Consider the following 14514-nt stretch of genomic DNA (forward strand, 5'->3'; position numbering starts at 1 on the left):
AGGAACGTGTCAGACATAAAAAGAAAAATACTTTTAGCGGAGGATGATTTTGATTTTGCGATGATTTTAAAGCACTATCTCGACATCCATAATTTTGAAGTTTTTTGGGCAAAAGATGGTGAAGAGGCTTTAGACATTTTTCAAAAAGAAGATTTCAAGATTTGTATTTTCGACGTGATGATGCCAAAAATTGACGGATTTACCTTAGCCGAAAAAATCATCAAAATCAATCCTGAAGTTCCTTTTGTATTCCTGACAGCCCGAAAACTGAAAGACGACAAAATCAAAGGGCTCAAGTTAGGAGCCGACGATTATATCGTAAAACCTTTTGAAGCCGATGAATTGGTTCTTCGTTTGAACAACATCTTAAAGAGAAGCGAACAGAAAACAAACGTATTTTCTTCAGAAGAAATCCATATTGGCAATTATACTTTTAATCCGCAGCGATTGGAGTTAAAAATGAATGGTTCCATTCAAAGACTGACGGAAAAAGAAGGTGCTCTTATCTCCTTTTTACACAAAAATAAAAATCAGCTGCTCAAACGCGAAGAAATCTTAAAAGCAGTTTGGGGAAGCGACGACTTTTTTTCGGGAAGAAGTATGGATGTTTTTATCAGCCGACTTCGAAAATATTTTAATGAAGATTCCAGAATCACGATTGAAAGCATTCGGAATATCGGATTGGAGTTTAAACTGAAGTTATAACAAAAAAATGCAGGCCTATAAGCCGGGTTCTGTATCCGCGAAAGCGAATCCTTATCATTTATCTAGATTTGGCATTACTGCCAAACTCAATCTACCTACCCTTCGGCAACGGACGAGCAATCCTTAAATGCCGATATACTTGGTATTTCACCGCATAGAGTTTACCTGGTTTCACTACAGCATTACCTGTACATACTTTCTGTTGCACTTGTCCTCCCAAAATTGCTTTTGGTGACGGGAGTTACCCGCTATGCTGCTCTATGGTGCCCGGACTTTCCTCCCTCTTTATTCAAGACGGCGATAAGGCGGCCTGCGGTGCAAAAGTAAGATAATAAATTTAAGATTTGAGATATAAGATTTCAGATTGTGGCTCGCCTTCTATTCTAAAAAGAGTATAACTATAATTTCACCTCATAATCTTGTAAACTCTATTAACATTCTATTGGCAGGTAGGGAAAAATATAAATTGTAAATTAGAAATAATAAAAACCAACTATAAAAGAAAAAGTCATGGACCATCAAATGTATCATTATGCCACTGTTTCTAAAGCCTTAGAAGAATTGGCTGAAAAAGGATTTACAGTAGATTTTAATTTAGAGTCAGATCGTATCAAAGATTGTGGCGATTGTTTTGAAATCGTACATATTTATCGTTACGAAGGAGCTTCCGATCCTGGAGACGAAGCTACCGTTTATGGCATCAAATCAGACAAAGGAGAAAAAGGAGTTTATGTTTCTGGAGATTTATCTTTTTCAGAAGACGAAGCCGCAAAAACATTACACGAGCTAGTCATCAAAGGCAGACAATCTTCTAATTAAAAGCATGAACCGATTAGAAGCAAAACTCCAAAAAATAGGCAGTGATCCTAAGATAACAGCCAAAGCTGTGGGATTGCGGTATTCGTCTCCTACACATAAAGGTTATTATCGTGAAAAGGACAAGAATAGTGCTTTTATCTACAAAGATGAAAACAATAAAACTGTCAAGGACAAGCTTACGATCGAAAGAATAAAAAAGCTGGTCATTCCCCCAGCTTGGGAAGAAGTTTGGATTTCTCCCTATGAAAATGGGCATCTGCAAGTCACCGGAATCGACGCCAAAGGAAGGAAGCAATACCGCTATCATCCGAATTGGAACAAGATCCGGAATCAGTCTAAATTTTACAGATTGAGACGATTTGCAAATGCCCTTCCTATTATACGAAAACAGATTGACAAAGATTTGGAACGTAAAGGACTTCCGTATGAAAAAGTCGTGGCTTTGGTCGTAAAGCTTATAGAAATGACCAACATACGTATCGGAAATGATGCTTATAAAAAGTTATACGGCTCTTTTGGACTTACAACATTAAGAGATAAACATGTCAAATTTTCTAATTCTACCATCTATTTTGACTTTAAAGGAAAAAAAGGCGTCACGCACAAAATAAGCCTGCAGAGTCGGAAAATGGCCAATCTCGTCAAAAAATGCAAGGAAATTCCAGGACAGGAACTTTTTCAATACTATGACGATGATGGAAAACACCATTCAATTGGTTCTGCCGATATCAACAACTACCTTAAAGAAATTACGCAAGAAGATTTTACGGCCAAAGATTTCAGAGTCTGGGCCGGAAGCGTGAATGCATTGTTTGCTTTTCAGCAAATCGGTCGGTTTGAAACCGAAACAGAATGCAAGAGAAATATCGTGGCTGTTGTAGATTGCGTGGCAAAAAAATTGGGCAATACAAGAACCGTTTGTAGGAAATACTACGTCCATCCTACTGTTATCGCTTCGTATGAAAAAGGTTCTATTTGGAATTACAAATTGAAAAAGAATATCAAAAATAATAAGCTAAATCCTGAAGAAGAAGCATTAGTAAGGCTTTTGAAAAAAGAAACCATAGCTGAAGTTTTAGGATAATAAAAATACAATTATGAAAAAAATCGCTTTAGCTTTGATTGGAATAAGTCTTCTATCTTGTTCTGATAAAAAAGCTTCCGCTGTTGAAACTGAAAAAACTTCCGACAGCATCGTGAAATACGTTCCGCCAGAAATAATAGACCGCAAACAGCTCATCATTCCAGGGAAAAGTATTGGTCTTACTCAATTAGGACAAAACGCCGAAACACTTTCGTCTTTAGGAAAACCCGATTTCTCCGATGCAGCTATGGGCAAGGCTTGGGCGACTTGGTATTCAAAAGACGGTCAAAAAAAGGAATTAAATATCTACACTACATATAAAGATTCCGAAATGAAGGAAAAGGTAATTCGGCAGATTCGTATTACTTCTCCTGAATTTAAAACTTCGGAAGGAATTGCGATCGGAAAATTGCTAACCGACATTCAAAAAAGCTATCCAGAAATAAAACTGGTCGGAAAATATAATGCAGATGGCAAATCAATGCAATTGTATGATGCTACTGATGCAGGCGTTGCTTTCGAAATTAAAAATGATTCGTGTATTGGTATAATTATCCATGAAACAGGCAAGAAAGTGACCGAAGAATACATTACTCTCCATCCTGATATGGAACGGTTTTAGGCACAAAAATTAATTTTAAATTTTTCAATCAGTATTTTTTCTAATCTTTAAATTTAAAACTATATTTGTCCTCCAGTCAAATTTCTATGGAACATTTCGTTGTATCAGCCCGCAAATACCGTCCGCAAACATTTAAAGATGTTGTGGGTCAGCAGGCTATTACAAATACTTTATTGAATGCCATAGAAAATAATCACCTTGCTCAAGCCTTACTTTTTACAGGCCCTAGAGGTGTTGGAAAGACGACTTGTGCCAGAATCTTGGCGCGAAAAATAAACCAAGAAGGTTATGACGATCCTACAGAAGATTTTGCATTCAATGTTTTTGAATTGGATGCGGCTTCAAACAACTCTGTCGACGATATCAGAAACCTGATTGACCAAGTTAGAATCCCACCACAAACCGGACAGTACAAAGTCTATATCATTGACGAGGTACACATGTTATCACAGGCTGCTTTCAATGCTTTTTTGAAAACGTTGGAAGAACCGCCAAAACATGCCATTTTCATCTTGGCGACGACTGAAAAGCACAAAATCATTCCTACAATTTTATCACGTTGTCAGATATTTGATTTCAAGAGAATTACGGTAAAAGATGCTAAAAACCATTTGGCAGATGTAGCGCAAAGCGAGGGAATCACTTTTGAAGACGATGCCTTGCACATTATTGCCCAAAAAGCTGACGGCGCCATGCGTGATGCTTTGTCAATTTTTGACAGGGTTGTAAGTTTTTCGGGTAACAATCTTACGCGTCTAGCGGTTACAGAGAATTTAAATGTGCTGGATTACGAAACGTATATCAATATGACCGATCTGATTTTGGAAAACAAGATTCCAGAATTGCTGATTGCATATAATGAAGTTCTTTCTAAAGGTTTTGATGGCCACCATTTTATAGCCGGACTTGCTTCTCACTTTAGAGATTTGCTGGTTTCAAAGACACCAAGTACTTTAGCTTTGTTAGAAGCTGGCGAGCAAGCTCAAAAAATGTACGGACTGCAAGCTCAAAAGGCTTCGCAAGATTTCCTTTTAAAAGGAATTGATTTGGCAAACGATTGTGATTTGAAATTCAAATCGAGCCAAAACCAGCGTTTGCTTGTGGAACTTTGCCTGATGCAATTAGCCTCTATCACTTTTGATGGAGAAAAAAAAAAGTTGACGGATATATAATTCCTCCAAATTACTTCTACGGAAGAGTATTCGAAATTCCTGTAAAATCTCCAGAAATCATTCAAGTAGAGACTGCTCCTGTTGTTGAAGAAACTGCTCCTGCAGAAGAAGAAAAACAGCCTAAAAAAGAAATAGCTACTGTTCAAAAAATCGAAACTCCCGTTGAGAATAACTTGCCGAAAGTTTCAGCGCTTTCCCTTTCTAGCATTAAGGCGAAACGCGAGTTGGAAAAAGCAAATAGTGCTATTGTAAAACATGAAGCTGAATTGCCAAAAGAGCCTTTTACCGAAACCGACATGCTTTTGCAATGGAACAAATATGCACAGCGTTTGGGTGATAAAGGCTATAAAATTCTTGAAGCGCTCTTGTTAATCAATGATCCAAAATTAAAAGAAACTACCATCTATCATGAACTTCCTAACGAAGGTTCAAAAATCGAATTTGAATCCGAGAAACATGATCTTTTGGGCCACTTACGTGGAAAACTTCATAATTATGATATCCAAATTGAGGTCATCGTTAACGAATCTGTAGAAAACAAATTTGCTTTCACGCCACAAGACAAATTCAACAGATTGAATGAAATCAATCCGAGCTTGGATCTTTTGAGAAAGACCTTTGATTTAGATTTCTAGACCAAATTCTCTAAATTTTATTGTAATACATCGCTTTTACTATACCGTCAGACAGTCCAATTTTTGGAACATAAATATTACGGGCACCGCTCCATTTCATCGCATTCAGATAGACTTTTAGCGCTGGAATAATGACGTCGGCACGATCGGCATTAAGACCTAATTCGGCAATTCGCTGTTCATACGAAAGTCCATTAAGAAAAGAAAATTGGGAATTCAGGTACATATAAGACAAAGGTTTTTCCTGCAGTTTTCCTGACATCTTAAAGACTTTATTGATATTGCCGCCAGAACCAATCATGTTTATCTGCTCGTAATCTTCTGTCACGTGCTTGATCCATTTTTCGATTTCTTGCCATACGATATCATTGACCATATTATTCAGCAAGCGGACCGTTCCGATCTTGAATGATTTTGAGGCTACAATCTTTCCTTCAGCAAAAAGCGAAAACTCAGTGCTTCCGCCGCCAACATCTACATAAAGATACGTCTGGTCGGTTTTTAATAAATGATGTAAATCTGTAGAAGCAATTATCGCGGCTTCTTTTTTTCCGTCGATAATCTCAATTTTTATATCCGCTTTTTTCTTGATCAGTTCTACTACTTCTTTTCCGTTATAGGCTTCACGCATGGCCGAAGTCGCACAGGCCATATATTTTTCGACTTTATGTACCTTCATCAAAAGCTTGAAAGCTTTCATGGCATCGATCATCCGTTCGATATTTTCATCGGTAATTTCTCCTACCGTGAAAGCATCCTGACCGAGACGAATCGGAACTCGGACAAGGGAACTTTTGCTAAATTGTGTTTCTTTTCCTTTTTGCTCGACAATATTTGCTACAAGCAATCGCATTGCGTTTGAACCTATATCTATTGCCGCATATTTTTTTATCGTAATCATAAATTCTTTTATAGCATTTTTAAATGGAACCTTGAGAAATGATAGCTATTCTTTAGGTTCGATTACAGTTCCGGGAGTCAGTTCTTCTGATGATATGACTTCTAACTTGTCTCTGTAATAATTGTAGGTTTCTAATTGTGCCCTGAAAACGCGGTCGTCTTTTCGCATTTTGTAGAGATTGTCTAATTTTTCGGAATGAAGCCTCACTTTTACATTTCCTTTCCAGCCGATATTGAACGTATCGATCAATTCTTGTTTAATGTTCTTATCGTAAATCGGACAGGTAACTTCTACTCTTCCGTCTAGATTTCTGGTCATAAAATCTGCTGAGGAAATATAAACTTCGGGATCGCCTTCGTTTCCAAATATGTATACTCTAGAATGTTCTAGATAATTATCTACAATACTGATAGCCTCAATATTATCGCTCATGCCAGGAATACCAGGAATAAGGGAACAAATCCCTCGAATTATCAACCTAATCTTGACTCCCGCCCTGCTGGCATCGTATAGCTTATCAATCATTCCGTAATCTGACAAGCTATTCATTTTTAAGCTGATATAGGCTTCTTTTCCAGCCAACGCATTCTCAATTTCTCTATCAATTAGCTTTTCAAAGCGCGTTCTTGTATAATGTGGCGAAACAATCAGGTGTTTGTAGCGATGTATTCTATAATTAATATCAAAAAAGTCGAAGATTTTGGCAACGTCTTTCAGAATTTTAGAATGGCTCGTAAATAGCGTTACATCGGTATAGACTTTAGCAGTGGATTCGTTAAAGTTTCCCGTAGAAATCAGTCCGTAGCGTTTTACTTTTCCTTCTTCCAAGCGTTCTATGACACATATTTTGCTGTGGACTTTAAGGCCTTTTATTCCGAAAATTAGTTCTATACCTTCAGTCTGCATTTGTTCTGCATAGGAAATGTTGCTGGCTTCATCAAAACGCGCCTGCAACTCAATCTGAACGGTTACTTTTTTGCCATTTTTTGCCGCATTGATCAAGGAACTGATAATTTGGGAATTTTTTGCCAGCCTATACAAAGTGATTTTTATAGAAACTACTTTAGGATCAAGCGCCGCTTCTCTCAAAAATTTAATCAGATACGAAAACGACTGATAAGGTGCATTTACCAAATAGTCTTTTTCGGCAATTTTTTCAAGCATGCTTCCTTCCAAGCTAAGCCCATCGACGGGCAACGGAACATTTGATTGGTATAATAAATCATATCTTCCAAGATTCGGGAAGTCCATATAATCACGGCGATTATGGTATCTTCCTCCAGGAATGATACTGTCGGTAGAATCGATTCCCATCTTATTCAGGAAAAATTTCAGCGTATCTTTTTCGATCGATTGGTCGTATACAAAACGAACAGGTTCTCCGATTCGACGATCTTTTACGCTCGAAGAAATCTTCTCCATCAAACTCTTGCTCAAATCACTATCGATATCCAACTGGGCATCTCTGGTAATTTTTATCATGTGAGCCGAAATGCTTTCGTAATCAAAAATATTGAATATGCTACTGAGATTGTATCGAATTACATCGTCTAACAATATGATATACTGCTTGTTATTGCTCGACGGAAGTACTACAAAACGGTTTATCGTTTTCGGGATTTCGATAACGGCATAACGCACATCTTTTTTAGGCTTCTTGATTTTCAGCACTGTATCCTTTACGACAATCTTGGTGATTGCTTTTGGCTTGGTCATGACCAATTTAATGGCAAGATAGCCTGAAGTATCTTTCAACACCGGAAATTCAGCCAAATCATTCAAGATGATGGTTACAAGAGCCGGGCTTACTTTTTGAATGAAAAAGTCTTTTATAAAATTCTCTTGTTCCCTAGAAATTTCAGTCTCATTAATGATGAAAATGTTTTCGTTTTCGAGTTCATTTTCAATATTGCTCAAAATCCTAAGGCTTTCGGACTGTTGCTGGATAACGATTTCTGTAATATCCTTAACCAATTGCTGAGAACTGATGCCTCCTAAAAGCTTCTCTCCTGAAATACCAGAATGGCTCAAGCGGCGGATAGCGGCAAATCGTACCCTGAAAAATTCATCAAGATTATTTGAAAAAATTCCTAAAAAACGGAGTCTGTCTAATAAAGGTACATTTTTATCGGCGGCTTCTTGGAGTACTCTAGCATTGAAAGCAAGCCAGCTTTTTTCGCGATCAATATAACGGTAATCAATTGGTTGAATCATATTTTCTTAAATCTCTAGGAAAAATCACTTTTTGTGTTTTGCCTTTATCGATCGACTGCCAGTCATTGCTCTGAAAATTGATAGAAACAAATCCTGATGTAGGAACATTATCGATAAAAACGTTCCCAAATTTATTAACAAAATTTGTTATAGCATCATTATGACCAAAAAGAATAACATTGTCATAATCATTATTACACGATTTTATAATTTTTTCGAGCTGCCTTTCGTCAAAAGTATAGAGTTCATCCTTAAAAATGATACTTTCAATTGGGCAGGAAAGATTTTGCGCAAAAATAATAGCCGTTTCAGAGGCTCTTTTTGCAGTACTGCTCAGTATGATAAATGTTTTTGGCAGGTGTCCGCCAATTTCCATAGATACTAAATGAGCATCATTCATTCCTCTTGTCGCTAATGGACGGTCTTTGTCTAGAAGTGGGGCATTCCAGCTTGATTTTGCATGTCGTATTAATATCAAATTTTTCATGTACTGATAATTTTAAAACTAGTTAAACCTCGAAAAACACTTCTATTTATAAGAACAAATTACAAAAAAAAGTTTACTTCACAGAGTTTTTAAGCACTTTTATCGAAAAAACTGAGGTTTTGGATTAGTTAAATATTTATTAATATACATTCGTCCTATAAAAGTCAATCATAAAACTTTAGAAGCTCACCACAAGCGACAAAATTTGAATAGCAAAACTTAATACCACCTTGAAGTTTTTCTATTGAGTCTGATTGCAAAATTTCCCTCAAAACGAAAACACTAAGTCGTCCAAATATCTGGGCCTTTTCGTCATGCTTTAGATTCAATAAAAAACAATAAACAAGCCATAAAATTAATAATAACTAAAAAAACTAATCGAATTATGAGCAAATTATACAATAATGATACTTTAACGACTATTTCTGCTATTCACGGATAAAATTGTTTATCTCAAAAACTAGATGCTAATTTTACCCGTTGAAGTGATTTTCTAATCTTATTTTTTATCCAAAAATAAGTTCTCGCTTTAAAAATTTTACCCAAAAAAATACGTACATGAAAAATTTTACGCTGCATGAGGATATAAAAGCTACACATACTTTTATGTCCAAAAACCAAAATGTCTGCTTAAAAAAACTGGCCCGATTAAACGCCTTGTTAACAATGTCTTGCAAGTTGGTTACAGTAACCTTTTTGCTTTTGTTGTCTGCAAATTCATTTGCTCAGCAAAAAGAACTTTTTAATACCAGGGTTACAAAGCCAAACATTCCATACACTCCTGAAAAGAAGGCAAAAGGCGGACTTGAGTACCAAACTTTGGCCGTTGCAGGATCTATTTCTGTGGCCGAAAACGCTACTTACAATGCTTATACAGCCGAACAATTAGTAAAAAATCTTTTTGTTACGGGATGTCTTTCTGCCAGCAATGTAAGATTCGGATATTATCGAAGAAACAATAATACCTACACTTGGCAGAACCATAGCTGGCCTGCAACTCCGGGTGACCGTCAATTGGCTTATTTCAATAAAGCAACTTCTACCTTCCCAATCGAGGAAGGATTATTGCTGACTACTGGAAAAGCATCTTCTGCAATGGGTCCGAACAATACTGGCGGAAAATCAGATGAAATGGTAGATGCTGCTAACGATCCTGATTTGGTTTCTATTTCTGGGCAAACAATTAAGGATGCTTCTATTCTTGAATTTGATTTTGTACCTGCCGGAAATACGCTAGAATTTAAATATGTTTTTTCCTCTGAAGAATATCTAGAATATTGCGAAACAAGCTATAATGATGCGTTTGGATTTTTCTTAAGCGGTCCTGGAATCTCAGGTCCATACAGAAACAATGCCATCAACCTTGCGCTTTTGCCAAGCAGTAATATACCGATTTCTATCAATACGATCCATTCAGCTGGAACTAATGTTGATAACGTTAATTTCCCAGCAGAAAACGGTCAATATTATACAAATAATGCTAACGGTTCAACAACTACCCAATTTGACGGGAACACTGTTATCTTAACCGCTACTTATCCTGTTACTCCATGTTCAACTTATAGAATCAAACTGAGTATCGGTGATGCAAGAGACCAGCAATGGGATTCTGGTGTTTTCTTGGGTGCCAGAAGTTTTAATTCTGAAAATATTATCCTTACAAATTACGGAAACCTTATTGAGAACCAGAACAACCTTTTTGAAGGATGTAATAATAAATTCAGGGTACAAAGAACAGGCAGCGACATTTCGCAGCCATTAGTTGTTAATTTGCTTTTGTCAGGAACCTTCACAAATGGTGTCGATGTTCAAACAACTGGCGGACAACCTTTCCCTACACAAGTAACAATTCCTGCAAATGCAACGTATATTGACATTCCTTATACTACGATAGCAGATGCCATTTCAGATAATGGCGAAACTTTTATCGTAAAGACAATAACAAGCTGCCCTTGTTCGACAGATGTCGTATATGTTACACAAACTATGAACATATACGAAACTGCTGTACTCAATTCGATTAACGCTACTAACGCACAATGTAACGGACAAAATAACGGAACGTTGACAGTTAACGTTTCTGGAGGTTCAGGAAGCTATTTATATTCTATCAACAATGGCACTAACTGGCAAAGTATAAATACATTTTCGAATTTAGCTCCTGGAAATTATACGGTAGTTGTAAAAGACCCAGGTAGCTGCAAGCCAAATATTAGCGGTACTGCAACTATCGGTAACCCTACTCCTATTGTTGCAAACGCTGGACCAGATGTTACTATCTGTCCTGGTGGCAATACACAATTAAGCGGAAGCGGCGGTGTCGTATACAGCTGGAGTCCATCTACTGGGTTAAACTTTAATAATATCGCAAACCCAATTGCTTCTCCAACTACTACAACAACATATACACTTACAGTTACGAATGCTAGTGGACAATGTACATCGACTGATCAAGTAACGGTAACTGTAGGAGCGCAACCTGTCGCTCCTACAGCTGCAAGTGTAAATAACAATAATTTCTGTTCTAATGCTGGCGGAAATATCATTCTGTCTGCAACTGGAGGATCGGGTACCAATTTAAAATGGTATACTGACAGCTGCGGAGGTACATCAATCGGTACAGGAAACAACTTATCTATAGCAGCTCCAACACAAACAACAACATATTATGTACGTTGGGAAAACAGTTGCGGAAACTCTTCTTGTGCACAAGTTACTGTTACTGTAAAACCATCTGTTAATCTGACAGGACCATCTAATAGTACTATAGAAGGGTGCAGCCGAACCAGTATTTCTCCTTTAGCATATAGCGAGACACCTGTTTCAATTACGTTAGCGCAATTTTTAACTGCTGGAGGAACTACATCAAACTCTGGGTTAGCACACACTATAACATATAGAGATACTAGTACAGGCAGCTGCCCTACTATTGTAACTCGAGTATTTACTGTAGCTACAGATTGTACATCAGCCAATTTTACCCAAACAATTACAATAAACGATACAACTGCTCCTACATTCGATGGTATTCTTCCTTCTAATGTAACAGTATCTTGTAATAATATCCCAGCAGCTGCAGACCTTAAGGCGACTGATAATTGCGGAACTGTTATGGTAAAAATGCTGGAAACAAGAACCAACGGAAGCTGTGCCGGAAATTATATCCTTACAAGAAAATGGACAGCTACTGATACATGCAGTAACACCGTAACTCACACGCAGACAATTACTGTAACCGATACAAACGCACCGACATTCAATGGAACCCTTCCTTCAAACATAACTGCATCTTGCGGAAACATCCCGACAGCGGCAGTATTGACCTCTGCAGACGCCTGCGGAACTGCAACCGTAACATTTGCTGAGACTAGGACCGATGGTGCCTGCGCCGGAAGCTATACGCTTACAAGAAAATGGACGGCTACCGACCTTTGCGGCAATACTGCCGTACACACACAAGTAGTGACCGTGACCGATACGCAGGCTCCTGTATTTGCAGGAACTTTGCCTGCTGCCAGCATAACTGCTGCTTGCGGAAACATCCCGGCTGCTGCTGTATTGACTGCAACCGATGCCTGCGGAAGCGCGACTGTGACATTCGCTGAGACAAGAACCGACGGTGCATGCGCCGGAAGCTACACCCTTACGAGAAAATGGACGGCTACCGATCTTTGCGGGAACACTGCCGTACACACACAAGTAGTCACCGCGACCGATACGCAGGCTCCTGTATTTGCAGGAACGTTGCCTGCTGCCAGCATAACTGCTGCCTGCGGAAATATCCCGGCTGCGGCTGTACTTACTGCAACCGATGCCTGCGGAAGCGCGACTGTAACTTTTGCGGAGACAAGAACCGACGGTGCCTGTGCCGGAAGCTATACCCTTACGAGAAAATGGACGGCTACCGACCTTTGCGGGAACACTGCCGTACATACCCAGACAGTGACCGTGACTGATACGCAGGCTCCTGTATTTGCAGGAACATTGCCTGCTGCCAGCATAACTGCTGCCTGCGGAAATATCCCGGCTGCGGCTGTACTTACCGCGACTGATGCCTGCGGAAGCGCGACTGTGACATTTGCTGAGACCAGGACAGACGGTGCCTGTGCCGGAAGCTATACCCTTACGAGAAAATGGACGGCTACCGACCTTTGCGGGAACACTACAGTACACACACAAGTAGTGACCGTGACAGATACGCAGGCTCCGACATTCAATGGAACCCTTCCTTCAAACATAACGGCTTCATGTAATAATATCCCGGCTGCGGCCACTCTTACTGCGACTGATGCCTGCGGAAGCGCGACTGTGACATTCGCCGAGACAAGGACCGATGGTGCCTGCGCCGGAAGCTATACCCTTACGAGAAAATGGACGGCTACCGACCTTTGCGGGAACACTGCCGTACATACCCAGACAGTGAGCGTGACCGATACCCAGGCTCCGACATTCAATGGAACATTGCCTGCTGCCAGCATAACTGCTGCTTGCGGAAACATCCCGGCTGCTGCTGTACTTACCGCGACTGATGCCTGCGGAAGCGCGACTGTGACATTTGCTGAGACAAGAACCGACGGTGCCTGTGCCGGAAGCTATACCCTTACGAGAAAATGGACGGCTACCGACCTTTGCGGGAACACTACAGTACACACACAAGTAGTGACCGTGACAGATACGCAGGCTCCGACATTCAATGGAACCCTTCCTTCAAACATAACGGCTTCATGTAATAATATCCCGGCTGCGGCCACTCTTACTGCAACCGATGCCTGCGGAAGCGCGACTGTGACATTCGCTGAGACAAGAACCGACGGTGCATGCGCCGGAAGCTACACCCTTACGAGAAAATGGACGGCTACCGATCTTTGCGGGAACACTGCCGTACATACCCAGACAGTGACCGTGACCGATACCCAGGCTCCTGTATTTGCAGGAACGTTGCCTGCTGCCAGCATAACTGCTGCTTGCGGAAATATCCCGGCTGCAGCTGTACTTACTGCGACTGATGCCTGCGGAAGCGCGACTGTAACTTTTGCGGAGACAAGAACCGACGGTGCATGCGCCGGAAGCTACACGCTTACGAGAAAATGGACGGCTACCGACCTATGCGGCAATACTGCCGTACATACCCAGACAGTGACCGTGACCGATACGCAGGCTCCTGTATTTGCAGGAACTTTGCCTGCTGCCAGCATAACTGCTGCTTGCGGAAACATCCCGGCTGCTGCTGTATTGACTGCAACCGATGCCTGCGGAAGCGCGACTGTGACATTCGCCGAGACAAGAACCGATGGTGCATGCGCCGGAAGCTACACCCTTACGAGAAAATGGACGGCTACAGACCTTTGCGGTAACACTGCCGTACATACTCAGACAATAACTGTACAGGACAATATGGCTCCTACTTTTACAGGAACATTGCCTGCTGCCAGCATAACTGCTGCCTGCGGAAACATCCCGGCTGCGGCCACTCTTACTGCGACTGATGCCTGCGGAAGCGCTGCGGTAACATTCGCCGAGACAAGGACCGACGGTGCATGCGCCGGAAGCTACACCCTTACGAGAAAATGGACGGCTACCGATCTTTGCGGGAACACTGCCGTACATACCCAGACAGTGAGCGTGACCGATACCCAGGCTCCGACATTCAATGGAACCCTTCCTTCAAACATAACGGCTTCATGTAATAATATCCCGGCTGCGGCCACTCTTACTGCAACCGATGCCTGCGGAAGCGCTGCGGTAACATTCGCCGAGACAAGGACCGACGGTGCATGCGCCGGAAGCTATACCCTTATAAGAAAATGGACGGCTACCGATCTTTGCGGTAACACTGCGGAGCATACGCAAACAGTGACCGTGACCGATACCCAGG

10 protein-coding genes and 1 other RNA gene are annotated in these 14514 nt (G+C 40.4%); 7 read left to right on the plus strand and 4 right to left on the minus strand.

Translation table 11 applies throughout. From position 1 onward, the window contains the following. Nucleotides 1–6 precede the first annotated feature (6 nt). A complete protein-coding gene (locus GGR22_RS16250; protein WP_317169799.1) occupies nucleotides 7–705 on the plus strand; it encodes a response regulator transcription factor in 699 nt (232 codons plus the stop codon). 2 nt (nucleotides 706–707) lie between these two features. Here the strand turns inward: GGR22_RS16250 and rnpB are convergent. Continuing rightward, nucleotides 708–1022, minus strand: an RNA gene (gene rnpB / locus GGR22_RS16255) — RNase P RNA component class A. Between the two features lie 193 nt (nucleotides 1023–1215). Between rnpB and GGR22_RS16260 the strand changes: the two genes are divergently transcribed. The 5 genes from GGR22_RS16260 to GGR22_RS16280 all read left to right on the plus strand — a co-directional run bounded on the left by GGR22_RS16260 (nucleotide 1216) and on the right by GGR22_RS16280 (nucleotide 5037). Beyond that, entirely contained in the window at nucleotides 1216–1524 is a 309-nt protein-coding gene (locus tag GGR22_RS16260; protein ID WP_182494510.1) for a hypothetical protein, read from the plus strand. Nucleotides 1525–1528: 4 nt separating this feature from the next. Continuing rightward, on the plus strand, nucleotides 1529–2608 hold the full coding sequence (locus tag GGR22_RS16265; RefSeq protein WP_182494511.1) for a DNA topoisomerase IB: 1080 nt from the start codon (nucleotides 1529–1531) through the stop codon (nucleotides 2606–2608). Between the two features lie 13 nt (nucleotides 2609–2621). Continuing rightward, nucleotides 2622–3230, plus strand: a complete 609-nt coding sequence (locus GGR22_RS16270) for a hypothetical protein (RefSeq protein WP_182494512.1) — start codon at nucleotides 2622–2624, stop codon at nucleotides 3228–3230. Nucleotides 3231–3316: 86 nt separating this feature from the next. Next, nucleotides 3317–4402 carry a DNA polymerase III subunit gamma/tau gene (gene dnaX / locus GGR22_RS16275; RefSeq protein WP_121376958.1) on the plus strand — a complete coding sequence of 362 codons (1086 nt, stop codon included), beginning with the start codon at nucleotides 3317–3319 and terminating at the stop codon, nucleotides 4400–4402. Nucleotides 4403–4575: 173 nt separating this feature from the next. Next, nucleotides 4576–5037 (plus strand): hypothetical protein, encoded by a 462-nt coding sequence (locus tag GGR22_RS16280; RefSeq protein ID WP_246336975.1) that lies wholly within the window; start codon nucleotides 4576–4578, stop codon nucleotides 5035–5037. 10 nt (nucleotides 5038–5047) lie between these two features. On the opposite strand, the gene GGR22_RS16285 is transcribed toward GGR22_RS16280, so the two are convergent. Genes GGR22_RS16285 through GGR22_RS16295 form a run of 3 tightly spaced genes read right to left on the minus strand, consistent with a single transcriptional unit; the run spans nucleotide 5048 to nucleotide 8639 of the window. Next, the gene (locus tag GGR22_RS16285) at nucleotides 5048–5938 is read right to left on the minus strand and encodes a Ppx/GppA phosphatase family protein (protein ID WP_121376957.1); all 891 of its coding nucleotides are present in this window, start codon (nucleotides 5936–5938) and stop codon (nucleotides 5048–5050) included. A 45-nt stretch (nucleotides 5939–5983) separates the two neighbouring features. Then, nucleotides 5984–8152, minus strand: a complete 2169-nt coding sequence (gene ppk1 / locus GGR22_RS16290) for a polyphosphate kinase 1 (protein WP_121376956.1) — start codon at nucleotides 8150–8152, stop codon at nucleotides 5984–5986. Continuing rightward, nucleotides 8136–8639, minus strand: coding sequence for a SixA phosphatase family protein (locus GGR22_RS16295; protein ID WP_121376955.1), 504 nt, complete (start codon nucleotides 8637–8639; stop codon nucleotides 8136–8138). The genes ppk1 and GGR22_RS16295 overlap by 17 nt, the downstream gene beginning before the upstream one ends. Nucleotides 8640–9197: 558 nt before the next feature. Here GGR22_RS16295 and GGR22_RS16300 point away from each other — a divergent pair. Next, nucleotides 9198–14514 (plus strand): HYR-like domain-containing protein (locus GGR22_RS16300; protein ID WP_182494513.1); only part of this gene is annotated, 5317 nt, incomplete at its 3' end.

The sequence above is a fragment of the Flavobacterium gossypii genome (assembly GCF_014138495.1).
Taxonomy (GTDB): domain Bacteria; phylum Bacteroidota; class Bacteroidia; order Flavobacteriales; family Flavobacteriaceae; genus Flavobacterium; species Flavobacterium endophyticum.